General features: G+C 76.3%; 19 protein-coding genes and 1 pseudogene. 11 read left to right on the top strand and 9 right to left on the bottom strand.

The window, feature by feature from the left end; translation table 11 throughout:
- Positions 1–11: 11 nt before the first annotated feature.
- The 3 genes from ACI784_RS16480 (at position 12) to ACI784_RS16470 (ending at position 3,255) form a co-directional block, all read left to right on the top strand.
- Positions 12–1,631: an SIR2 family protein gene (locus tag ACI784_RS16480; protein ID WP_456924403.1), complete on the top strand. Its 1,620-nt coding sequence runs from the start codon at positions 12–14 to the stop codon at positions 1,629–1,631.
- Positions 1,632–1,669: 38 nt separating this feature from the next.
- Positions 1,670–2,908, top strand: a complete 1,239-nt coding sequence (locus ACI784_RS16475) for a cytochrome P450 (protein WP_456924404.1) — start codon at positions 1,670–1,672, stop codon at positions 2,906–2,908.
- 122 nt (positions 2,909–3,030) lie between these two features.
- Positions 3,031–3,255: a hypothetical protein gene (locus tag ACI784_RS16470; protein ID WP_456924405.1), complete on the top strand. Its 225-nt coding sequence runs from the start codon at positions 3,031–3,033 to the stop codon at positions 3,253–3,255.
- A gap of 33 nt (positions 3,256–3,288) precedes the next feature.
- Here the strand turns inward: ACI784_RS16470 and ACI784_RS16465 are convergent, their stop codons facing one another.
- Entirely contained in the window at positions 3,289–5,586 is a 2,298-nt protein-coding gene (locus tag ACI784_RS16465) for a HelD family protein (RefSeq protein ID WP_457014173.1), read from the bottom strand.
- A 249-nt stretch (positions 5,587–5,835) separates the two neighbouring features.
- Here ACI784_RS16465 and ACI784_RS16460 point away from each other — a divergent pair, with 249 nt between their 5' ends.
- Positions 5,836–5,991, top strand: coding sequence for a hypothetical protein (locus tag ACI784_RS16460; RefSeq protein ID WP_456924407.1), 156 nt, complete (start codon positions 5,836–5,838; stop codon positions 5,989–5,991).
- A 63-nt stretch (positions 5,992–6,054) separates the two neighbouring features.
- On the opposite strand, the gene ACI784_RS16455 is transcribed toward ACI784_RS16460, so the two are convergent.
- Positions 6,055–6,804 carry a hemerythrin domain-containing protein gene (locus tag ACI784_RS16455; RefSeq protein WP_457014172.1) on the bottom strand — a complete coding sequence of 250 codons (750 nt, stop codon included), beginning with the start codon at positions 6,802–6,804 and terminating at the stop codon, positions 6,055–6,057.
- 221 nt (positions 6,805–7,025) lie between these two features.
- On the opposite strand from ACI784_RS16455, the gene ACI784_RS16450 reads away from it, so the two are divergent.
- The 5 genes from ACI784_RS16450 to ACI784_RS16430 all read left to right on the top strand — a co-directional run bounded on the left by ACI784_RS16450 (position 7,026) and on the right by ACI784_RS16430 (position 12,838).
- On the top strand, positions 7,026–7,823 hold the full coding sequence (locus ACI784_RS16450; protein ID WP_457014171.1) for an alpha/beta fold hydrolase: 798 nt from the start codon (positions 7,026–7,028) through the stop codon (positions 7,821–7,823).
- 8 nt (positions 7,824–7,831) lie between these two features.
- Positions 7,832–10,273: a SpoIIE family protein phosphatase gene (locus ACI784_RS16445; RefSeq protein ID WP_457014169.1), complete on the top strand. Its 2,442-nt coding sequence runs from the start codon at positions 7,832–7,834 to the stop codon at positions 10,271–10,273.
- Positions 10,221–10,529 carry a hypothetical protein gene (locus tag ACI784_RS16440; protein ID WP_456925854.1) on the top strand — a complete coding sequence of 103 codons (309 nt, stop codon included), beginning with the start codon at positions 10,221–10,223 and terminating at the stop codon, positions 10,527–10,529. Before ACI784_RS16445 ends, ACI784_RS16440 begins: the two co-directional genes overlap by 53 nt.
- Positions 10,530–10,610: 81 nt before the next feature.
- Entirely contained in the window at positions 10,611–11,771 is a 1,161-nt protein-coding gene (locus ACI784_RS16435) for an acyl-CoA dehydrogenase family protein (protein WP_456925855.1), read from the top strand.
- The gene (locus ACI784_RS16430) at positions 11,768–12,838 is read left to right on the top strand and encodes an acyl-CoA dehydrogenase family protein (protein ID WP_456925856.1); all 1,071 of its coding nucleotides are present in this window, start codon (positions 11,768–11,770) and stop codon (positions 12,836–12,838) included. The genes ACI784_RS16435 and ACI784_RS16430 overlap by 4 nt, the downstream gene beginning before the upstream one ends.
- A 46-nt stretch (positions 12,839–12,884) precedes the next feature.
- Here the strand turns inward: ACI784_RS16430 and ACI784_RS16425 are convergent, their stop codons facing one another.
- From ACI784_RS16425 to ACI784_RS16415, 3 genes are all read right to left on the bottom strand, one after another.
- Positions 12,885–13,505, bottom strand: coding sequence for a hypothetical protein (locus ACI784_RS16425; RefSeq protein ID WP_457014168.1), 621 nt, complete (start codon positions 13,503–13,505; stop codon positions 12,885–12,887).
- A 136-nt stretch (positions 13,506–13,641) separates the two neighbouring features.
- Positions 13,642–14,262: an antibiotic biosynthesis monooxygenase gene (locus ACI784_RS16420; RefSeq protein WP_457014167.1), complete on the bottom strand. Its 621-nt coding sequence runs from the start codon at positions 14,260–14,262 to the stop codon at positions 13,642–13,644.
- A 164-nt stretch (positions 14,263–14,426) separates the two neighbouring features.
- Positions 14,427–15,962, bottom strand: coding sequence for a DUF222 domain-containing protein (locus tag ACI784_RS16415; protein ID WP_457014218.1), 1,536 nt, complete (start codon positions 15,960–15,962; stop codon positions 14,427–14,429).
- Between the two features lie 122 nt (positions 15,963–16,084).
- Between ACI784_RS16415 and ACI784_RS16410 the strand changes: the two genes are divergently transcribed.
- On the top strand, positions 16,085–16,825 hold the full coding sequence (locus ACI784_RS16410) for an alanyl-tRNA editing protein (protein WP_457014166.1): 741 nt from the start codon (positions 16,085–16,087) through the stop codon (positions 16,823–16,825).
- 3 nt (positions 16,826–16,828) lie between these two features.
- On the opposite strand, the gene ACI784_RS16405 is transcribed toward ACI784_RS16410, so the two are convergent.
- A complete protein-coding gene (locus ACI784_RS16405; protein WP_457014165.1) occupies positions 16,829–17,599 on the bottom strand; it encodes a DUF6308 family protein in 771 nt (256 codons plus the stop codon).
- 113 nt (positions 17,600–17,712) lie between these two features.
- Here ACI784_RS16405 and ACI784_RS16400 point away from each other — a divergent pair, with 113 nt between their 5' ends.
- Entirely contained in the window at positions 17,713–19,563 is a 1,851-nt protein-coding gene (locus ACI784_RS16400; RefSeq protein ID WP_457014164.1) for an ExeM/NucH family extracellular endonuclease, read from the top strand.
- Here ACI784_RS16400 and ACI784_RS16395 read toward each other — a convergent pair.
- The 3 genes and pseudogenes from ACI784_RS16395 to ACI784_RS16385 form a co-directional block, all read right to left on the bottom strand.
- A complete protein-coding gene (locus ACI784_RS16395) occupies positions 19,560–20,720 on the bottom strand; it encodes an alkaline phosphatase (protein WP_457014163.1) in 1,161 nt (386 codons plus the stop codon). The two genes, ACI784_RS16400 and ACI784_RS16395, sit on opposite strands and share 4 nt — an antisense overlap.
- 26 nt (positions 20,721–20,746) lie before the next feature.
- On the bottom strand, positions 20,747–21,778 hold the full coding sequence (locus ACI784_RS16390; RefSeq protein WP_457014162.1) for a glutathione S-transferase family protein: 1,032 nt from the start codon (positions 21,776–21,778) through the stop codon (positions 20,747–20,749).
- A gap of 36 nt (positions 21,779–21,814) precedes the next feature.
- Positions 21,815–22,032: pseudogene (locus ACI784_RS16385) on the bottom strand (bifunctional 3,4-dihydroxy-2-butanone-4-phosphate synthase/GTP cyclohydrolase II); the annotation flags it as partial.

Here is a 22,032-nt window from a genome sequence, read left to right as displayed (position 1 = left end):
ACCCCGGTTGCGTGAGTGGACACGTCTTCGTCGTGGGGGCGGACCTCCGCCGGCTGGTCTGCGACGACGTCCTTGTGCCGACCGACCGCTCCCTGCGGGTGAGCAGCGGCTGGCGCGAGCTGCTGCCTCCGGGCCTGGTGCTCAGCGAGGACGACGCCGGTCTCTGCCTGGACCTGCGGTGGGACGGCGACGAGCGGGTGCTCCAGGTGCCCGGCGACGGCGCGCGGCGGCTGTGGCTGGTGGACACCGTCGACGACGGGGAGCTGGACTCCGACGACGCGCTGCCGTGGCTGCTGGACGGCGCCCGGGCGGCGCTGGCCGGAGTCGCGGACCGGGAGGTCTCCGCACCGGTGCTCGGCCGGGCCCGCCGGCTGGTGGCGCTGCCGGCGCTGGGCACCGGCTGGGGCGCGGCGGCCGGCCGGCGCGGCACGCTGCTGCAGCAGCTGCTGCCCGTGCTGCGGGAGGCCGCCGCGGAGCACGGCTTCGACGTGGCGCTGGTGCTGCACGGGCCCAGCGACCTCGCTGCCGCCCAGCGGGTCCGCCGCGGCGAGGAGGACAGCTGGCACCTGCCGCGGCACCTGCGGGAACTGGCGGAGGACCTCGGGGAGCGGGCCCGCCGGGGCCAGCTGGCCGCGTTCGTCGGCGCCGGGGTGAGCGCGGCGGCCGGCCTGCCCACCTGGGAGCAGTTGCTCGACGAGCTGGCCGAGCACTCGGGGCTGACCGGGGAGCTGCGCCAGGGCCTGGCGCGGCTGCCGGCCCAGGACGCCGCGGCGCTGCTGGCCCGGGAGCTCGGGCGCGAGCGACTGGAGTCCTTCGTCAAGGAGCGGTTCGGCCCCGCCCGGTACGCGCTGGCGCACGCGCTGATCGCCGACCTGCCCGTGCAGGAGTTCGTCACCACCAACTACGACCCGCTGGTGGAGCTGGCCGCCGCCGACATCGGCCGGGACCTCGCGGTGCTGCCCTTCGACGAGGCCGAGCCCGGCCGGCCCTGGCTGCTCAAGCTGCACGGGGACGCCGCGCACCCGGAGAGCATCGTGCTGACCCGCGACGAGTACCTGCAGTTCGGGGACTCGCGGGCCGCGCTGGCCGGGGTGCTGCACTCGCTGCTGCTCACCCGGCACGTCCTGTTCGTCGGCGCCTCCATGCAGGACGACGACCTGATCCGCATCGCCCACCAGGTGCGCAGCGCCGCCCAGGGCCGCAGTGCCACACCCCGCCGGCGCAGCGGCACCGTCCTCGCGCTGCGGGAGGACCCCGCGCGGGCCCGGCTGTGGGAGCGGGACGTCGAGACCGTCGCCATGTCGCCCGCGGGCGCGCCCCCGGCGGAGGCGGCCCGCCTGCTCGAGGTGCTGCTGGACCTGATCGGCTGCCTGTCCACCCCGCCGACCGGCTACCTGCTCGACCCGGCCTACCGCGGCCTGCTCAACGAGGAGGAGCGGGCGCTGGCCGAGGCGCTGCGGACGGTGGAGCAGGCGATGCCCCCGGAGACGGGCACGTCGGCGACGGGGGAGGTGGCCGCGCTGCTGCGCCGGCTGGGCTCACCCGACTGCGGCGCGGCCCGCGGTCCGGCACCGGCGGACGGCGCGACCGACGTCGAGGACGACCGCCTGCAGCAGCAGCGCCCGGGATGAGGGTTGGAGCGGGCCGCCGGCTGGGCAGGGTCCCCCTCGTGCGCCGTCCCCGCCTCGACTCCACCGTCCGGTTTCTCGCCCAGGGCTATGCCTGGCTGCCCGACCAGCGGCGGCGACTCGGCCGGCGCACCGTCGCCACCCGGCTGGGCGGGCTGCCGGCGTTCGGCATCGAGGGCCCGGAGGCGGCCCGCTTCCTCTACGACGAGGACCACGTCCGCCGGGCGCACGCCATCCCCGAGCCGGTGCAGGGCACCCTGTTCGGCAAGGGCGCGGTGCACACCCTCGACGGGCACGAGCACCGCGTGCGCAAGGCGATGTTCGTGGCCCTGCTCATGGACGACGCCCGTGTCTCCGCGCTGGTCGAGCGGGTCACCGCCGCGTGGGACGCCGCCGTGCCCGGCTGGGTGGACCGGGAGCAGGTCGTCCTCTTCGAGGAGGCGCGGGTGGTGCTCACCCGGGCGGTCTGCGACTGGGCCGGCGTCCCCCTGGCCGACGACGAGGTGGCCGCGGTCGCCCGCGACCTGACCGCGCTGGTCGACGGGTTCGCCACCGCCGGTCCCCGGCACTGGCGCGCCCGGCGGTCACGGGGACGGCGCGAGGCGTGGCTCGCCCGGCTGGTGGAGGACGTGCGCAGCGGTGCGGCCTCGGTGCCGGAGGGGTCGGTCGTCTCCGTGGTGGCCCGGCACCGCGACGCCGACGGCGAGCAGCTGGACCCGCGGGTCGCCGCGGTGGAGATCCTCAACGTCGTCCGGCCGACCGTGGCGATCAGCTGGTTCGTGGCGTTCTCCGGGCACGCGCTGGCCCGGTGGCCGCACCACCGGGAGCGGCTGGCCGCGGGCGACCCCGCGTTCGCCACGGCGTGGGCGCACGAGGTGCGGCGCTTCTACCCGTTCGCGCCGTTCATCGGCGGGCGGGCGCCGCACCCGGTGGAGTGGGACGGCGAGCGCATCCCGGCCGGCGCGATGGTGCTGCTGGACCTCTACGGCCAGGACCACGACGCCGACCTGTGGGGCGACCCCTACGCGTTCCGGCCCGAGCGCTTCCTCGACCGGGAGATCGGCGCGTTCGAGCTCGTGCCGCAGGGCGCCGGCGACCCGCGCACCAACCACCGCTGCCCGGGCGAGCAGGTCACCGTGGCGGTGCTGGCCGCGCTCGCCGTCCGGCTGGCCCGCCTGCAGGTCGACCTCCCGGAGCAGGACCTCACGATCTCGCTGCGGCGCGTCCCCGCCCGGCCGGCCAGCGGCGTGGTCCTGCGCGTGCACGGCACCACGGCGTAACCGCCGCAGTCGCCCGGTCGCGCAGCGTGGCGGGCGCGCCGGTGCCGGAACCGGGTCAGCCCGGTCCGTGGTGTCATCGGGCCGGGATCGCCGGGGGAAGGCGTTCCCGGGGGAGGTTCGGGATGGGCAGGTGGCTGGCACCGCTGGCCGGCGTCGTCGGGTTGCTGATGCTCGTGGTCGGCCTGGTCTGGGCCGAGATCGACCTCGCCACCACCGGCGGCATGGGTCTGGTCGGCCTCGGCGTGCTCGTGCTCATCGGCGCTGCCCTGCTCGCCGCCGTCACCGAGGCGCTCGCCCACGTGCACCGGCGGCACCGCCCCGCCGGGCACCCCACCGTCCGCCGCTGAACCGGGGCCGGACGACGCCGGCCCCGGCGGGCTTCAGCCGAGCCGGTCCAGCTCCGCGGGCAGCGGGCCGGGGGAGAGGACGCCGAGCCGCTGCGTCGAGCGGGTGAGCGCGACGTAGAGGTCGTTGTGGCCGCGCACCCCCTCGTCGAGCACCCCCTGCGGGTCGACCAGCAGCACCGCGTCGAACTCCAGGCCCTTGGCCTCGGTCGGGGTGATCACCACCGGGCCGAGGGAGGAGTCGGCGTCGGGACCGGAGGAGACGCCGTCCACCCGCTCGGCGAGCGCGGCGGCGACCTCGGCCACCCGGCTGGCCGGCACGATGACCGCGGTGGTGCCCTCGTGCCGCGCCCACCCGGCCACCACGTCGGCGGCCCGGCCGGTCAGCTGCCCGGCGCCGGTCACCTCGGCCCACGGGGCCTCGGTGCCCGGCCGGACCGACCGCGGCGCGGTCGCGCCCGTGCCGCCGGCAGCGAGCACGTCGGCGGCGACGGCCATGATCTCGGCCGGCGTCCGGTAGTTGACGGTCAGCTCCTCCAGCCGCCACGCGTCCCCGACGTGCGGCTCCAGCGTCGAGGCCCACGCCGACGCGCCGGCCAGGGTGCCCGTCTGCGCGAGATCGCCGACGGCGGTCATCGACCGGGTCGGGCAGCGGCGGACCAGCAGCCGCCACGCCATGGGGGAGAGCTCCTGGGCCTCGTCGACGACGACGTGGCCGAAGGTCCAGGTGCGGTCGGCCGCTGCCCGCTCCGCGGTGGTGCGGGTGTCGACCGCCTGGTGCCGCTCGGCCAGCTCCTCGGCGCCGATCAGGTCGCCGGCGCTGAGCACCTCGGCCTCGAGGTGCTCGTCCTCCAGGTCGACCGACCGCGAGCCGTGCAGCACGTCGAGGGTCTCCTGGGCCTCGGCCAGCCGGCGGCGGCGGTCCCGCTCGGCGCGGGCGCGCTGCGCGCTGTCGTCGAACCCGAGCAGCTCCTCGGCCTCCTCCAGCAGCGGGACGTCGGCCGGCGTCCACGCTGCGGTGCGCGGCCGGTGCAGGAGCGCCCGCGTCGCGTCGTCCCACTCCGGGGTGGCGCGCTCGATGCGGGCCGGGTCGGCGTAGAGGTCGCGCAGCAGCCGCTCGGGGGTGAGCACCGGCCACAGCTCCTCGACCAGCGCGCGGACGGCGTGGTCCTCGGCGACCTCCTTGCGCAGGGCGGCGAGGTCCTCCCGGTCGAGCAGGTTCACCCCGCCGCGGACGTCGGCGCCGATCCGCTCCGCGTAGCGCTTGGCGAGCGTGTCGACGATGCGGCGGGCGAAGTGCGGGCGGGCGAGGTTGTGCAGCCGGTCGGCCTTGCGGGCGGCGGCCTGGGCCCGCCGCACGTCGATGGGGCGCAGCCGCAGCGCGAAGCCGTCGATCGTGAGCTCGCGGGGGCCGTCGGGCACGACCTGCCGGTCGGCGACGGCGACCTCCAGCACCCCGACCATCTCCAGCCGGCCCTTGACGGCGGCGACCTCCGGCGCCTCCTCGCCGCGGGCGTCCAGACCGGGCCGCAGCTGGCCGAGCCCGGACAGCAGCACGCCGGTCTCGCCGAGGGAGGGCAGCACGTCGGCGATGTAGCGCAGGAAGGTCGGCGTCGGGCCGACGACGAGCAGGCCGCGGCGGGCCAGGCGCTCGCGGTGGGTGTAGAGCAGGTAGGCCGCGCGGTGCAGCGCGACGGCGGTCTTGCCCGTGCCCGGGCCGCCCTGGACGACGAGGACGCCGCGGTCGTCGGCGCGGATGATGCGGTCCTGCTCGGCCTGGATGGTGCGGACGATGTCGGTCATCCGGCCGGTGCGGGCGGTGTCCAGCGCGGCCATGAGCGCGGCCTCGCCGGTGAGGTCGGAGCCGGCGACCCCGCCGGTGAGGACCTCGTCGTCCAGCCGGACGACGGTGCGCCCGCGGGTGCGGATGTGCCGGCGGCGGGAGACGCCGAGCGGGTGCACCGGGGTGGCGGTGTAGAAGGGCCGGGCCGCGGGCGCGCGCCAGTCGACGAGGGCGGGGTCGCCGCCGGCGTCGTCGGCGGCCAGGCCGATCCGGCCGATGTAGAGCGGGCCGTCCTCGCTGCGGTCGATGCGGCCCACGCACAGGCCCGCCTCGGCGGCGTCGAGGGCGGTGACCCGCTCGGTCTGGAACCGCACGGTGGCGTCGCGCTCCTGCAGCGCCTGCGGGTCGACCGCGGGCCAGGAGATGGCCTGCTTGAGCCGGTGGGAGGCCAGGTCACGGGCCGCGTCGAGGCGGCCGTAGAGCTCCTTCACGTACTGCTGTTCGGCTTCGATGTCCGGATGGGGAACGACCTCGGGCTGCGTCGTCGGCACTGCGCTCTCTCTGTCGGCGTCGTCCTGCAACGGAACAGGCACGGGACAAGGCAAACGCCCATGGTGCCCCCGCATTCCCGACCGTGGGGGCAGGCGCTCCCGCCCACGCCCGGGACGTGGGTGCCCGCCTGCTGGTCGCGCTGACGCTGCCGCCGAGGTCACACCGGGCGATCAGGACGGCAACCCGGAGGTCACCTCCGTGACACGTCGCCTCCCTAGCGTCGTCCGCGTACACCCGAGGAGGCACTCATGACGACGCAGACCATCTCCCGCCGGACCCGTCGCAGCTCCGGGACGCGGACCCGCCCGCGCCCCGAGCGCAGCGCCTGGACCTGCCCCAACTGCCAGGGGGTCACCCACCCGCCGCGCAAGCGCTGCGCCGACTGCGGCACCTCCCGCTACTAGAAGGACCCCCTGCCTCCCACCGCTCGCAGGCTCGCGGCGGGCCCCTGCAGGGGGCCGTCCCGGTCAGGAGGCGGCAGGGGGCGCCCCGCGCAGCCGGACGACGGCGGCGCGGTAGCGGCCCCGCCCGGCCAGCCGCCACGCCAGGCGGGACAGTGGGGAGACGCCCGCGAGCAGGCGGGCGCGGTCGCCGGGGCAGGCGTCCTCGAGCGCCATCCCGAGGACGAACAGCCGCTCCCGGCGGGTCAGCCCGCAGCGCGCGGTCCGGGCGACGGCAGCCCACGCCCCGGGAGGGAGCTCGGCCAACAGGGGCAACAGCTCCCGCTCCTCCGCGGCGGTGTGCGCGTCGACGGCGCGCGCGAGCCCCAGGCAGGCGACGGCGAAGGCGTCCCGTGCCGGGAGGGTGCCGGCGACGGCCCACTGCCGGGCGGCGGTGGACAGGTCGCGCAGCCGGGAGTCCAGGCCGGCGGTGCGCGCCGTCCAGTCGGCCACGGTCCGCCGGGCCGCGTCGGACCGGTCCCCCGGCAGCGCCCGGAGCAGCGCCGGCCAGAGCTGCTCCCGCTCCGTCGCGTGGTGCTGCAGCAGCAGGCGGCCCACCAGGTCGGCGTGGCGGGTGAGGGCCCGGGTCCGGCCGGCCTCGTCGGCCGGTGCCCAGCCGGCCAGCTCCGCCAGCAGGTGCAGCTCGCGGCGAACCAGCTGGTGCAGCACGCGCTGGTGCGCCGCGGCCGGACCGGGGACGGCCGCGGGGACGGGGAGGGGAGCCGCTGCGGCGGCGGTCGGGGGAGCGGGGTGGGAGAGGACCGCGGCGGCGGTCATGGGGCACCTCGTCAGCGTCGGGTTGGTCGTGGACGGCGAGGACGGTAGGGACGCCGCCGTCCCGGACAACAGGGTTCCCCGTCCCGACCGGGCCGGGACGACGGGATCTCGACCCCGGCGGACGGCGCTCCCGTCGCGCGACGGACGCCGCACCCGCCGCGGTCGGTCTCCGGTCGCGGCCGCGGGGGACACGGGCGGTCCGATGCGGTTACCGTCAGCCGGTGGGTGTGGTCACGCGCAACCGGGTCCGCGTCAGCGGCGTCCCTGGCGGTCGGCCCATGGTCCTCGCACACGGCTACGGCTGTGACCAGTCGATGTGGCGCTTCGTCGTCCCGGAGTTCGAGGTCGACCACCGCGTCGTCCTGTTCGACCACGTCGGGTCCGGGCAGTCCGACCTCACCGCCTACGACCCGGCCAAGTACGGGTCGCTGCGCGGGTACGCCGCGGACGTCGTCGAGCTGTGCCGCGAGCTCGAGCTCACCGACGTCGTCTTCGTGGGCCACTCGGTCAGCGCGATGATCGGCGTCCTGGCTGTGCAGCGGGCCCCCGACCTGTTCGGGGCGCTGGTGATGGTCGGGCCGAACCCGCGCTACGTCGACGACGGCGACTACACCGGCGGCTTCACCCGCGCCGACATCGCCGGCCTGCTGGACTCCCTCGACAGCAACCACCTCGGCTGGTCGCGGGCCATGGCCCCGGTGATCATGGGCAACCCCGACCGGCCGGAGCTCACCGAGGAGCTGGCCAACAGCTTCTGCCGCACCGACCCCGACATCGCCCGCCACTTCGCCCGCGTCACGTTCCTCTCCGACAACCGCGCCGACCTGCCCGGCGTCTGCGTGCCCACGCTGGTGCTGCAGTGCACCGCGGACGCGATCGCGCCGGAGGTCGTGGGCCGCTACGTGCACGCGCAGGTGCCCGGCAGCGTCTTCACCCAGCTGGCCGCCACGGGGCACTGCCCGCACCTGTCCGCGCCGGAGGAGACCACGGCGGCGATCCGGGCCTTCCTCTCCTGCTGAGCCCGGCCATGGACGAACGCAGCGACCCGCAGCCACCCGACCGCCCGGCCGGGCTGTACCGGCTGCTCGACGAGGACCCCGCCGACCTCTACGAGAGCGCGCCGTGCGGCTACGTCTCCATGCTCCCGGACGGCCGGGTGGTCAAGGTCAACCGCACCTTCTGCGAGTGGACCGGCCGGGACGCCGGGGAGCTGCTCGGCACTCGCTTCCAGGAGCTGCTCAGCATCGGCGGCCGGGTGTTCTACGAGACCCACATGGCGCCGCTGCTGCGGATGCAGGGCGGGGTGCGGGAGGTGGCGCTCGACGTCGTCCGGGGCGACGGGGCGCTGCTGCCGTGCCTGGTGAACGTCGTCGAGGTGCGCGACGACACCGGCGCGCCGCTGCTGCTGCGGGCGACGGTGTTCGAGGCCACCTCGCGTCGCCGGTACGAGCGCGCCCTGCTGGCCGCCCAGCGCGCGGCCGCCGAGTCCGAGGCGCGGTCGCACACGGTGCAGCGGGTCGTCTCCGAGCTGGCCCGCGCGACCACCGCCCGCGAGGTGGCCGACGTCGTGGTGACCCGGGCGCGGGAGGCCGTCGGCGCCAGCGGGGCGGGGCTGTGGCTGGCCGACGAGCGGCGCGCCGCCGACCGCCCGGGGACGTCGATGCCGCCGGTCGAGCTGGTCGCCAGCGACGGGATCCCCGAGGAGCTGCTGTCCGCGATGGGGGCGGCCGCGGCCGGGGGCGCGGAGCTGGTGCGCGGCGGCGGGGTGCACACCGTGCCGCTCGGCGCGGGCCTGCAGGCGGTGTGGCCCGACCTCGCCCGCGCCATGGACGACGCCGGCCAGGAGGCGCTCGTCGTGGTCGCGGTGAACGCCGACAGCCGGCACCTCGGGGCGCTGGTCCTGCTGCTCGGTGCGCGGGGTGACAGCGAGCTGATCGAGCTCACCGAGCCCGGCCGGCGCGGGACGCTGCCCCGGGCCGACGTGGAGCTGCTCGACACGGTCGGCCGGCAGGCGGGTCAGGCGCTGGAGCGGGTCCGGTTGTACGAGGAGACGGCGCGGCAGGCGGGGCGCTCGGCGTTCCTCCTCGACGCGGCCCGGCTGATGGCCTCCGCCGTCGGGGTGACCGAGACCGCCGAGCGGCTGGCCGAGCTGGCGGTGCCCCGGCTGGCCGACGTCTGCGTCATCGACCTCGCCACCGAGCACGGGCCCGCCCGGCCCGCCGCGCGGCACGGGGACCCCCGCCGGCAGGCCGACCTCGCCGAGCTCCAGGAGCGCCACCTGCCGCTCCGGAGCGGGCCGCACCCCAGCGTGCGGGCGATGGTGGAGGGCCGGACGGTGTGGGTGCGGGAGATCACCGACCGGTTCCTGGTCGAGATCACCACCGACGAGCGGCACCTGGAGATCGCGCGGTCGCTGGACCTGCGGTCGCTGGTGTGCGTGCCCCTCATGGCGGAGGGGCGGGCGCTGGGCGTGCTGACCCTGGGCGCCGACCGGCGGCGCGGGCCGTTCACCGCCGCGGACGTCGAGGTGGCCGAGCAGCTGGCGCTGCAGGTGTCGCTGGTCGTGGACAAGGCCCAGCGCTTCGAGCGGGAGGCGCTCACGTCGCACACGCTGCAGCGCAACCTGCTGCCGCCGGTGCCGCCGTCGGTGCCCGGGCTCGCGGTCGCCGTCCGGTACGTGGCGGCCAGCCTCGGCGCCGACGTCGGCGGGGACTTCTACGACGTCGTCCCGCTGCCGGGCACCGAGGTGGGGCTGGCCGTCGGCGACGTCGTCGGCCACGACATCACCGCCGCCGCGGTCATGGGGCAGCTGCGCGGCGTCTACCGGGCGCTGCTGGCCGACCGGCCGCCCCCGAGCGCGGTCATCGACCGGCTGCAGGCGGGGTGGTCGCTGCTGGGGTTGCAGCGGATGGCGACCGCGCTGTTCGCCTCGCTCGACCCGGCGACCGGTCAGCTGCGCATCGCCTCGGCCGGGCACCTGCCGCCGCTGCTGGTCGCCGAGGGGCACGCCGAGCTGCTCGACGTCCGGCCGAGCCGGATGCTCGGGGCACCGCCTGCGCCCGCGCCGGCGGCCGAGTGGGCGGGGGTGCTGCCGCCGGGCGCGACGCTGCTGCTCTACACCGACGGGCTGGTGGAGAGCCGCGACGCGGACCTGGACGTCGGGCTCGACGCGTTGCTGGAGGTGGGGGGGGGGGGGGGCCCCGCCCCGCCCCCCCCCCCCCCCCCCCCCCCCCCCCCCCCCCCCCCCCCCCCCCACGGCCGATCCCGACCGGCTGTGCGACCAGCTTCTGGAGGACCTCGTCGGTGGGGACCGCGGCGACGACGTGGCGCTCCTGGCGATCACGCGGCTGCCCTAGCGCGGGACGGCCCCGGCGCGCGACCATCGCTGGAGGGCACGTGCGGCGCGGGAGGCGGCCATGGAACGTTCCCCGAACCCGGTGACGGACGCCATCGACGGTGCCACCGGTGACATCACGATGTCCGGTGACGCGATGCGCTGGTCGCCCGAGCTGGCCGACGGACACGCGCAGACCCAGGCGACGTCGTTCCCCGGGGTGGACGTCGCGGCCGGTTTCGGCGCGCTCATCGGGCTGGACGGCGGCGGGGTGCGGCGCCTGGTGACCGGCGCGGTGAGCTCGCTGGCCACCGTCGCCGGGGACGTCGTCTCCGAGCTGCGCCAGCTCACCCGCGCCCCCGATCCCGAGGACGACGCCACGAGCGAGTGACCCGGTCGCGCTCTGGGGAGGCCGTCGTCGGCGGGGGCCTGTAGAACCGACGTCGTCACCGACCTGGGGGGATAGCGCCGCATGAGCAGCTCGCTGGGCCTGGCGCCCGCGCCGCCGTCCGAGGCCGCCGAACGGGTGCGCGCGGAGGTGCGGGAGTTCCTCGCCGCGGAGCTGGCCGCGGGCACCTTCACCACGCACGTCGACACCTGGCTGTCCGGGGTCGACCCGGCGTTCTCCCGGAAGCTGGGCGCGCGCGGCTGGCTCGGCATGACCTGGCCGAAGCGCTACGGCGGGCACGAGCGCTCGGCGATGGAGCGGTACGCGGTCACCGAGGAGCTGCTGGCCGCCGGGGCGCCGGTGGCGGCGCACTGGATCGCCGACCGGCAGTCCGGGCCGAACCTGCTGCGCTACGGCACCGAGGCGCAGCGGCAGGAGATCCTGCCGCGGATCGCCGCGGGGGAGTGCTACTTCGTCATCGGGATGAGCGAGCCGGACTCCGGCTCCGACCTCGCCTCCATCCGCACCCGGGCCACCCGCAACGCCGACGGCGACTGGGTGGTCACCGGCGCGAAGGTGTGGACGTCGAACGCGCACGCCTCCCACTACGGGATCGTGCTCGTGCGCACCGCGCCGCCGGATCCGGCGCACCGGCACGCCGGGCTCTCCCAGCTGCTGGTGGACCTCTCGCTGCCGGGGATCACGGTCAACCCGATCCGCATCCTCGACGGGGGTCACCACTTCAACGAGGTGGTGTTCGACGACGTCGTCGTCCCCGGCGACATGCTGCTCGGCGAGGAGGGGGCGGGCTGGCACCAGGTGACCGCGGAGCTGGCGTTCGAGCGGTCGGGTCCGGAGCGGTTCCTGTCGACCTATCCGCTGATCGCCGAGTTCGCCCGCCGCGCCTGCGACTCCGGCGACACCGCGCAGCAGGCGACCCTCGGCCGGCTCTCGGCGCGGCTGCTGGCGCTGCGGCAGCTGTCCCTGCGGATCGCGGCCGCGCTCGACCGGGGAGAGCTGCCCGACCTCCCCGCCGCGCTGGTCAAGGACGTGGGGACGACGTTCGAGGCCGACGTCGTCGACGAGATCCGGCGGGTGGTGGCGGTGATCCCGTCGCTGGACTCCCCGGACCCGCTCGGCCGGGCGCTGGCCGAGGCGCAGCTGCACGCCCCGGGCTACACGCTGCGGGGCGGGACCAACGAGATCCTGCGGGGGATCGTGGCGCGCGGGCTGGGGCTGCGGTGAGCGAGCTGGACCTGGTGGTCGGGACCGTCCGGGACATCCTCGCCGCGCACGAGCCCTTCGTCCTCACCGCCGACCGCCCGTGGGACGCCGGCCTCTGGGCCGACCTGGCCGCGGCCGGGCTGACCGGGGTGGGGCTGCCCGAGGAGGCCGGCGGCTCGGGCGGCGAGGTCGCCGACGCGGTCGCCGTCGTGCGCACGCTCGCCGCCGGCGCGGCCGCCGTCCCGGTGGCCGAGCAGCTGCTGGTGGCCGGCCCCGCGCTGCTCGCCGCCGGCCTGGACCTGCCCTCGCCGGAGGAGCCGCTGACCGTCGCCACGGACGGCGTGGTCCACGCCGAGCCGGTGGACGACGGTGACGGGCCGGGGCGCTGGACGCTCACCGGCACCACCACCGACGTGGCCTGGTCGGGGGTCGCGCGGCACGTCGCCGTCCTCGCGGCGGCGCCGGCGGGCATCGAGGGCGCGGTCCTCGCCCTGGTCGACGCCGAGGGGCTGGCGACCAGCGAGGCGCGGAACCTGGCCGGGGAGCCGCGGGGGTCGCTGGTGCTCGGCGGCGCACCGGCCAGTGGCGCCCTGCTGACCCCGGCACGGGCGGCGCAGGTGCGGGCCCGGTTCGCGCTGGCGCGGGCGGTGCAGCTGTCCGCGGCGCTGGAGCGGGTGCTCGACATGACGGTGCGGTACGCCGGCGAGCGGGAGCAGTTCGGCCGGCCGATCGCGCGCTTCCAGGCCGTGCAGATGGAGCTGGCGGAGATGGCCGGCGAGGTCACCGCGGTCACCGCGCTGGTGGACGCCGCCGTCCAGGCGCTGGCTCGCGGGCAGGACGTCGTCCTGGCCGCGGCGGCGGCGAAGGTGCGCGCCGGGGCGGCGGTCGAGGTGGTCGCCCGGCTGGCCCACCAGGTGCACGGGGCGATCGGGTTCACCCAGGAGCACGCGCTGCACCACCTCACACGGCGGTGCTGGTCGTGGCGGGACGAGGCCGGCTCGGAGCTCACCTGGTCGACGGTGCTGGGGGTCGGGCTGCTGTCCGACGGTCCCGACGATCTCTGGCCGGCGCTGACCCGCGTCGTGTGAGGGATGGCCGGGCTGGCCGGCCTGACCCGGCCAGCCCGGGGTCTCCTCAGACGGTCTCGGGCACCCGCAGGTGGTGCAGGACCAGTTCGAACTCGGCCACCTCGAGGATCTGCGCGCCCATCGCGGCGGCGAACTCCTCACGGACCGCCGTCGCGTTGGTGCGCGACTGCTCCAGCATGGTCCGGTCGGCGTAGGTGACCGAGCCGGCGCCACGGCCCTCCCGCCGGTCCATCAACAGGCTGGCGCTGCAGAAGCCGTCCATCTCCTCCAGCCGGGGCAGCAGGCTCATCTTGTAGGCGTCGACGATCCGCTCCACGTTCATCGGATCGGTGCGGCTCCAGGTCACCCGGGTACAGGCGCCGTCGGGAGCCTGGTGCTCACGGTGCAGGACGGCGATCTCCCAGGTCTGCACCTCCGGCTGGCCGCCGAGGATCGTGCCCAGGCGCGACCGCAGCGGGGCGACGCGGTCCATCGTGGCCCGCATCGCCTCCTCGGTCTCCCAGGCGGTCGTGATGATGCAGCGGCCGGAGTCGCGGTCGGCGAGCATGGACATGCCGGTGAAGCCCTGCATCTGCTGCACCTGCGGCATCGTCTCGTCCCGCATGTAGGCGGTCGCCTCGTCGATCGCCCCGGGGTTGCCGCGCACGGTGGTCGTTCGGGCGTACATGGCCACCACTCCTCTCGGGAGGCGGCGAGCCCCTGCGGCATCGCCGCGAGCCTGAGCCTCCTCGTCCTCGTCGGAGGAGGCAACGGTCCTGCGGCCGGTGCCCGGCGGTCGGGCGGGCACCGGCCGGCGGGCACGGTCAGGCGGTCTCGGGGACCCGCAGGTGGGCCAGCACGAGGTCGAACTCGACGATGTCGGTGATGGCGATGCCCATGGCCGGGGCGAACTCGTCACGCAGTCCGCGGGCCTGCTCGCGGGTCTCCTCCATGTCGAGCCGGCTGTCGTAGGTGACGGCGGAGACGGCCATCCCCTCGGCCAGGTGCACCATGAGGCTGACGCTGCAGAACCCCGGGAGCTCCTCGATCCGCGGCATCAGCGACATGCGGAAGGCGTCGAGGGTGCGGTCCATGACGTCGGGGTCGGCGCGGATCCAGGTGACCCGGGTACAGGCGCCGTGGTGGGCCTCGTGCATCCGGTGCATGACCGCGATCTCCCACTCCTGCACCTCCGGCTGGCCGCCGAAGATCGCCGCCGCCTTCTCCCGGGAGGCCCGTACGCCTTCCGCGCTGGCGTGCATCGCCTCCTTGTCGCGCCAGGACGTCGTGACGATGCAGTGGCCGGTCTCGCGGTCGGCGAGCATGGACAGGCCGATGCAGCCGTCCATCTGCTGGACCATCGGCATGACCTCGTCCCGGACGTAGGCGATCCCGTCGTCCAGGGCCTCGCGGTTGCCGTGGATGGTGGTCGATCGGGCGTACATGCACCGCTCCTTCTCCAGAGGGACTCTCGATGGAGACGGCGGTGCCCGTGCGGCAGCGCCGCGTCGCTCAGCGTCCTCGCCGGCGCGCGGGCTGACAACGGTCTCGGGACACGCTGTCGGGTGGCCGCCACGCGTCGCACTCCGGCGGCCACGCCGCGGACCCGTCAACCGGTCAGCGGGTCGGGGTGGAGACCGGGTGGTGCGCTGACCCGGGTGACGCCGGAGGGCGTGCGGACGAGGAGGCGGCCGTCGGCGAGGAGGTGGATGACCCAGCCGGGCGCGAAGGTCTTGATGCGGTGGTGGGTGCGGCACAGGCAGCACAGGTTGCTGCAGTCGGTGGGGCCGCCGTCGGCGTGGGGGCGGGCGTGGTCCAGGTCGGAGCGAGGGGCTGGGCGGCGGCAGCCGGGCCAGCGGCAGCGGCGGTCGCGGGCGCGGACGAAGCGGCGCTGGGCGGCGGTGGGCCGGTAGCGACTCGTCGGTGGTGGCGGTGCCAGGCCGGGGCCGTCGGGCGAACAGCGGAGCCGGGGACCGTCGGGTCGGTCCGTTGTCGCGTCGCCAGGTCTCCTCGTCGCCTCCTCGACGAGTGGCTGTGTCGACGAGTCGACGTGCCGACTCCGCGAGCGCCGGCGTCTGCGGCGGCGGGTGGCACCGGCGGCGCGGGCCAGCTCCGAGCGGGTGGCGACGGCGAGCAGGGCACCCGTGGCCGGGTGGTGCAGGGCGAGGTGCCCGGATCCGCCGCGCGGGGCCGGGCCGAGGCCGAGCACGCCCAGCTGTTGCAGGAGCTCGCGGCACTGGGCGGCGGTCACCACGGTGCCGTCGACCTCGGCGGCGGGCTGGTCGGGGCAGGCCGGGTCCAGGGCGGGCAGGTCGGCGTGGACGGTCAGGTGGGCGGTGACCGGCGGCCGGGAGGTGTCCCAGGGACGGAGGATCAGGTCGCGGACCACGCCCGCGCGGATGACCCCGATCGGGCGGTCGTCACCGCCGGCGCGCTCCTGGTCGGCGTAGCGGCGCACCGCGTCGGCGCAGGCGAGCGCCTCGGGGGTGGGCCGCTCGGTGATGAGTGCGGACAGGCCCTCGTCGACGGGCTGGACGCGGACACCGGCGCGACGGGCGGCGGCCTCGCGGCGCCGGTCCAGCGCCTCGGCGTCGATCCGGGCCAGCGCCCGGCGGGTGCGGTCGCGCAGCTGGGGCGGGGTGTGGGTGGCGGCGCCGGGCAGCACGCGGGCGAGCACGCGGTCGGCGGTGGCGGGGGCGACCTCGCCGAGCAGGTCGGCCAGCACCGCCGCCCGCCGCCGGTCGATCCGGCCGGCGTACAGCTCGGCCCACACCGCCGGCAGCCGGTCGACCAGCACCAGCGACTCCACCGCCAGGACGGCGGCCTCGGCCTCGGTGCAGCCACGGATCAGCGCCAGCTCCGGCACGAAGGTCTCCGACACGTCGGCCAGGCAGGGTGGCCGGCGGTCGACCGCATCCGGGCCCGGCCCGCCGCGCGGACCGAACTCCGACTGCTGCCGCTCGACGCGCCGCCGGCGGGCCAGCCGGGCGATCCACACCGCCTGCTCCGCGGCCGCGCGGGCGGCGCGGGCGTCGGCGGCCCAGATGTCGGCCACGCACTCCAGCTCGGTGTCCGCCCCGCCCAGCAGGTCGGCCGGGCACACCACCAGCGGCACGCCCTCCACGGGCGGCGACGGCGGCGGCATCTCGAGCACGCCAGCATCCCGACCTGCGGGTACGACAGTTCCGGCAGCCGAGCAGACAGGCCGCCCCCACCGCGGCGCCCGAGGCTGGCGGACGGCCGGCGCGACCGGGCAGCATGCGCGGGGTGACCAGCGCGACCGACCGACACGGGCACACCCACCGGCTCGACCTCGCCGACGCGACCGTCCGCGAGTGGGACGCGATCGTGGTGGCGGCCGACCCGGAGCAGGGGATCGTCCTCGACCGCAGCGCCTTCTACCCCGGCGGTGGCGGCCAGCCCCCGGACGAGGGCGTGCTGCTGTGGGGCGGCGTCCGAACGCGCATCGCCGGCACCCGCAAGGGCGACGAGCTGTACCTGGTGCCGGTCGAGGGCGACCCGCTGCCGCCGCCGGGGACGGCGGTTCGGGGCGCGCTCGACGACGAGCGGCGCACCCAGCTGATGCGCACCCACTCGGGCCTGCACGTGCTCACCGGCGTCGTCTTCCGCGACTTCGACGCGCTGGTCACCGGCGGCAACATGGAGCCGCTGACCGCCCGCATGGACTTCGACCTGGCCGAGGTGCCGGCCGACTTCAAGGAGCGGGTCGCCGAGGCGGTCATCGCCGAGATCGCCGCCGACCGCCGCATCGAGGTCCGCACCCTGCCGCGCGAGGAGGCGTTCGCGATTCCCGACATCATCCGGACGGCGGCCAACCTGCTGCCGCCCGACATCGAGGTGGTGCGGATCGTCGACATCGTGGGTCTCGACACCCAGGCCGACGGCGGCACCCACGTGGCGTCGACGGCCATGGTCGGCCGGGTGGAGGTCGCCAAGATGGAGAACAAGGGCCGCGGCTTCCGGCGGCTCCGGATCCGCGTCGTCTGACCGTCAGCCGCGGTAGGCGGCCCACTCGGGGGTCTCCCGCCCCAGCGCCACCGCGTGGGTCAGCCGCAGGCTGCCGGACAGCCAGACGAGGACGTCGTGCAGCCGCAACCGGGTGAGCGGTACGCCGCCGGTGGCGCTCAGCAGCTCCGACACCGTCGACTCCAGGACGGCGAAGGCCTCCGCGCCGGCGACCAGCTCCCGGTGCACGACCGCCTCGACGCCGCTGTCGCCCTCCTCGAGGTGCGGCAGCAGCTGCCGGCGGGTCGTGGCGTCCACGAGCGGGAACAGCTCGGGACGGCGGTGGTGCAGAGCCGCCCCGAGGTGGGCGCGGGAGGGCCCGGCCACCCGCTCGCCGATGTCGCGCAGCGCCGCCCCGACCGTCCCCGGCTCGCCCAGCACCGACAACTCGTCGGGCGGCAGCTCCCAGAAGGGCCGGCCGGCGGCCCGCTCGGTCACGGCGTCGGCGAGCGGGGCGACGTCGTCCATCGCGGTGCGGACGGCGGCCCACCCCGCCGGGTCGAGCCGGCCGTGCAGGCCCTCGGCGGTCAGGACGTCGTCGTCACCGAGCGGTCCGGAACCGCGGGGCCGGGAGTCGAAGCGCTCGTAGCCGAACGCCAGGACGCTGACCCACCGGCCCTCCGGGCGGCCGATGGAGCGGAACCACAGCGGCCGTCGTCCGCGGGCGTAGCCGAGGACGGCCGCCACCGCCGTCTCGGCGGGGACGAGGTCGGGGCCGGCGCTCGGCAGCCGCAGGGGAGCACTCCCGTCGTGCACAGCCCCAGCCTGGTGCACCCGGCCGGGGCGTACCGCGTGGCGCGCGGGCGGCGCGCGGGTCACCTACCGTCGGGAGTGCGCCCAGCGTCGCTCCCCCGACGGAAGGAGCGTCCGTGCTCCCGCCCTCGCGCCGTGCCGTCCTCGGCGTCGCCGCCTTCGTCCTCGCCGGGCTCCCGGCGGGCCAGGCGGCCGCCGCCGACTGCGCGGCCGACCCGACCACCGAGATCGGCGAGGTCCAGGGCGACGGGGACACCACCCCGCTGGACGGGCAGCGGGTCACCGTCCGCGGCGTGGTCGTCGCCGACCTCCCGGGCTTCTCCGGCTTCTCGCTGCAGGACCCGGACGGCGACGGCGACGACGCCACCTCCGACGGGGTGTTCGTCTTCAGCCCGGTGCCGGTGGCCCTGGGCGACACGGTGGCGGTGTCGGGGACGGCGCAGGAGTTCCAGGGGCAGACTCAGGTCACCGCCCCCTCGGACGTCGACGTCTGCGCGACCGGCGCCCCGCTCCCGGCCCCCGCCGTCCTCGACCTGCCGGCGGGCGACGGGACCCGTGAGCGCCTGGAGGGGATGCTGGTGGCGCCCGCCGACGTCCTGACCGTGAGCGACGTCTTCGACCTGACCAGCTTCGGCGAGCTCACGCTGTCCGAGGGCGGGGTGCTGGTGCAGCCCACCGAGGTGGCGCGGCCCGGCCCGCCCGCGCAGGCGGTGGCCGCCTACGACGCGCGCCGGCGCATCGTCCTGGACGACGGGGTCAGCGCCCGGGTGAGCGTGACCAGCCGCCCCTACCTGTCGCCGGGGACGCCGGTGCGGGTGGGCGACACGGTCCGCCTGACCGAGCCGGTCGTCCTCGGGTGGGGCTTCGGCCAGTGGCGGCTCCAGCCGGCCGACGGCACCGCGGACGGCGTGCTCGCCGGCCAGGACACCCGCCCGGCGACCCCGGACGACGTCGGGGGCGACCTGCGGATCGGCGCGTTCAACGTGCTCAACTACTTCCTCACCCGCAGCGGCGCCGACGCCCGCGGCGCCCGCACCGACGCGGAGTTCGAGGAGCAGGCCGCCAAGGTGGTCGCGGCGATCGACGGGCTGGACGCCGACGTCGTCACCCTGCTGGAGATCGAGGACACCGACTCCACCGGCCTGGCCCCCGGCGACGCCGACCGCGCGCTGGCCGACCTCACCACGAGGCTCGGGCGGCGCACCGGCGAGGACTGGGCGTTCGTCCCCATGCCGGCCGAGCTGTACGGCGTCGACCGCGACGTCATCCGCAACGCGATCGTCTACCGGTCCGACGTCCTCACGCCGGTCGGCGACCCGGTCGGGCTTGTGGACGAGACGGTGTGGGACAACGCCCGCGAGCCGATCGCGCAGACGTTCAGCGCGGGCGGGGAGACGCTCACCGTCGTCGCCAACCACCTCAAGTCGAAGGGCTCGGCCGACGCGGCCACCGGTGACGACGCCGACGCCGGTGACGGGCAGGGCGCGTGGAACGGTGACCGCGTCCGGCAGGCCCGCTCGCTCGCGGCGTTCGTGGAGCGGTTGGCCGGCACCGACCCGGACGTCGTCGTCCTCGGCGACCTCAACGCCTACACGCAGGAGGACCCGGTCCAGGCGCTGCGGGACGCCGGCCTGACCGACCTCGGCGAGCGGTTCGACCCCGGCCGGTACAGCTACGTGTTCGACGGCCGGTCCGGCTCGCTGGACCACGCACTGGCCACGCCGTCGCTCACCGCGCGGGTCACGGGTCTGGCGCACTGGAACGTCAACGCGGTGGAGTCCGCGGCGTACCAGTACGACGGCGACCCCGCCCTCTACGCGCCGGACCCGTACCGCTCCAGCGACCACGACCCGCTGGTCCTCGGCGTCGACCTGACCGGAGCGGCGGCTGCCGGCCTGTCCCGAGCGGCATCGGCTGCCGGCCTGCCCGGGACGTCTGCCGCGGCCCCGCCGTCCGGAGGGTGCTAGCCGAGCAGGGCCGCGCGCATGACCTCGTGCAGGTGCGTGTTCGGGTAGGTGCCGGCCAGCTGCTCGCTGCCCGGGCCCTCGGCGGTCACCGGCACCGGCTCCCCGGTGTGGCCCCCGGTGCTCCAGCGCAGCCGGAACGTGCGGCCGCTGCCGGCCACCGGGAGGTCCCCGCGACCTCCGTCGTCCACGGTCAGCCCGCCGGTCTCGTGGTCGCCGGTGACGATCAGCAGCGTCTCGGGGTGGCCGGCGACGAAGTCCCGGGCGACCTCCACCGCGTCGTCCAGGGAGCGCATGGCCGCCAGCAGCTCGAGGTCGTCGTTGGCGTGGCCGGCGCTGTCCACGCCCTCCTCCTCGACGAGGAGGAAGAACCCGTCCGGGTCCGCGGCGAGCACCTCCAGCGCCGCGGCGGTCATGGCGGCCAGCGACACCTCGGGCTCGCCGTCGCCGTACAGCTCCTCGTCGGCGAACAGGCCGAGCAGCCGGCCACCGTCGGCGGCGGCCAGCCCGTCGGCGTCGGTCACGTACGCGTAGCCGGAGTCCAGCGCCTCCCCGGCGAGGTCGCCGGACTCCCACGTCCCCGCGCCGCCCCCGAGGACGACGGCGGGACGGCTGTCCTCCACGTACTGGCGGCCGATGTCCTCGTCCTCGCTGCGGTCGTCGGCGTTGCTGAAGAACGCGGCGGGGGTGGCGTCGGTGACCTCCGCCGTCGTCACCAGCCCGGTCGCCAGGCCGGCGGCGGCCGCCTCGGCGCCGAGCGTCGGCAGGGGGTCGCCGTCGGGGTCGACGCTGATCGCGCCGTTGGTGGTCTTCTGCCCGGTGGCCCACGCGGAGGCGGCCGCGGCGGAGTCGGTGACCCCGGAGCCGGCCGGGTCGGTGGTCTGCTCGCCGCGCACCGGCAGGGCGTCCATGGCCAGTTGCCCGCCGGCGCCCTCCTGGTCCAGCCGGCCGGCCTCGCGCTGCGCCGCGGCCATCCCGTCCCCGACGACCAGGACCACGCTGCGGCCGGGGACCGCGCCGCCCGGCGCGCCGGTGCCCTGCGTCGGGGCGGCGCGCCCGGTCGCGTCCGCCGGCCCGCGGCGGTCGGCGACGGGCGAGCCGGCCTCGCAGGCCGGCAGCGCGAGGAGCAGGGCCAGGACGGCGGTCGCGCGGCGGCGCATCCCGCGATGGTGCCGCGCCGTCCGGGTCAGCGGTGGCCGATGCCGCCTGGTCCGTGGTCGGCCGGGACCTCCTCGCCCTCGGCCACCGGCCCGGGCGGGGTGCCGTCGCCGAACGGGGCGCCGCCGAGCTCCTCCCGGCCGTGCGGGGTCAGCCAGCCCGACGTGTCCGGCCCCTGCGGGATCACACCGGTCGGGTTGATGTCGGCGTGGACGACGTAGTAGTGCTCCTTGATCTGCGGGAAGTCGATCGTGTCGCCGAAGCCGGGGGTCTGGAACAGGTCGCGGGCGTAGGCCCACAGCACCGGCAGCTCGGTCAGCTTCTGCCGGTTGCACTTGAAGTGCCCGTGGTAGACGGCGTCGAAGCGGGCCAGCGTGGTGAACAGCCGGACGTCGGCCTCGGTGATCGTGTCGCCCATGAGGAACCGCCGGCCGGCCAGCCGGTCGGACAGCCAGTCCAACGCGGTCCAAAGCCGGGAGTGGGCCTGGTCGTAGGCGGCCTGGTCGCCGGCGAAGCCGCAGCGGTACACCCCGTTGTTGACCTCGGTGTAGACCCGCCGCATGACGTCGTCCATCTCGTCGCGCAGGTGCTCGGGGTAGAGGTCGGGGGCGCCGTCGCGGTGGAACGCCGTCCACTCGGTGGAGAGGTCCAGCGTCATCTGCGCGAAGTCGTTGGTGACCACCTGGCCGGTGGGGACGTCGACGAAGGCTGGCACGGTGATGCCGCGGTCGTAGTCGGGGAAGCGGGCGAGGAAGGCCTCCTGCAGCCGCTCGTAGCCCAGCACCGGGTCGCGGCCGCCGGGGTCGAGGTCGAAGGTCCAGCTGCGCTCGTCGTGGGTGGGCCCGCACAGGCCCAGTGAGATGACCTTCTCCAGGCCCAGCAGCCGGCGCACGATGACCGCCCGGTTCGCCCACGGGCAGGCGCGCGCCGCGACCAGCCGGTAGCGGCCGGCCTCCACCGGCCAGCCCCCGGAGCCGTCGGCGGTGATCCGGTCGGGGATGTAGGTCGAGTCGCGCTGGTACTCGCCGCCGGTGACGTAGCCGCTGCTCTGCTCACTCACGCCCCCAGCTTCGACGACCGGGCGGCGGACCGCCCGTCAGACGCGGGTGAGGATCGCCTCGTCGTCCACGATGTCGAGCAGGTGTCCCATCCGGTCGCGTTTGGTGCGCAGGTAGGCGAGGTTCTCAGCGGTGACGTGGCTGGGCAGCGGCACCCGGCCGGTGATCTTCAGGCCGTAGCCCTCCAGGCCGGCCCGCTTGGCGGGGTTGTTGGTCAGCAGCCGCATGGTGTGCACGCCCAGGTCGACCAGGATCT

Source organism: Geodermatophilus sp. SYSU D01186, from assembly GCF_054050215.1.
Note: the sequence above shows the minus strand (reverse complement) of the source record. Positions and strands in the feature narration are given on the sequence as shown.

Bases quoted from the DNA above. Each gene is read 5' to 3' on its own strand.
- ACI784_RS16460 (WP_456924407.1), top strand. From the start codon at position 5,836: ATGACGACGCAGACCATCTCCCGCCGGACCCGTCGCAGCTCCGGGACG.
- ACI784_RS16435 (WP_456925855.1), top strand. From the start codon at position 10,611: ATGAGCAGCTCGCTGGGCCTGGCGCCCGCGCCGCCGTCCGAGGCCGCC.
- ACI784_RS16425 (WP_457014168.1), bottom strand. From the start codon at position 13,505: ATGTACGCCCGAACGACCACCGTGCGCGGCAACCCCGGGGCGATCGAC.
- ACI784_RS16395 (WP_457014163.1), bottom strand. From the start codon at position 20,720: ATGCGCCGCCGCGCGACCGCCGTCCTGGCCCTGCTCCTCGCGCTGCCG.
- ACI784_RS16445 (WP_457014169.1), top strand. From the start codon at position 7,832: ATGGACGAACGCAGCGACCCGCAGCCACCCGACCGCCCGGCCGGGCTG.
- ACI784_RS16455 (WP_457014172.1), bottom strand. From the start codon at position 6,804: ATGACCGCCGCCGCGGTCCTCTCCCACCCCGCTCCCCCGACCGCCGCC.
- ACI784_RS16415 (WP_457014218.1), bottom strand. From the start codon at position 15,962: ATGCCGCCGCCGTCGCCGCCCGTGGAGGGCGTGCCGCTGGTGGTGTGC.
- ACI784_RS16440 (WP_456925854.1), top strand. From the start codon at position 10,221: ATGGAACGTTCCCCGAACCCGGTGACGGACGCCATCGACGGTGCCACC.
- ACI784_RS16420 (WP_457014167.1), bottom strand. From the start codon at position 14,262: ATGTACGCCCGATCGACCACCATCCACGGCAACCGCGAGGCCCTGGAC.
- ACI784_RS16470 (WP_456924405.1), top strand. From the start codon at position 3,031: ATGGGCAGGTGGCTGGCACCGCTGGCCGGCGTCGTCGGGTTGCTGATG.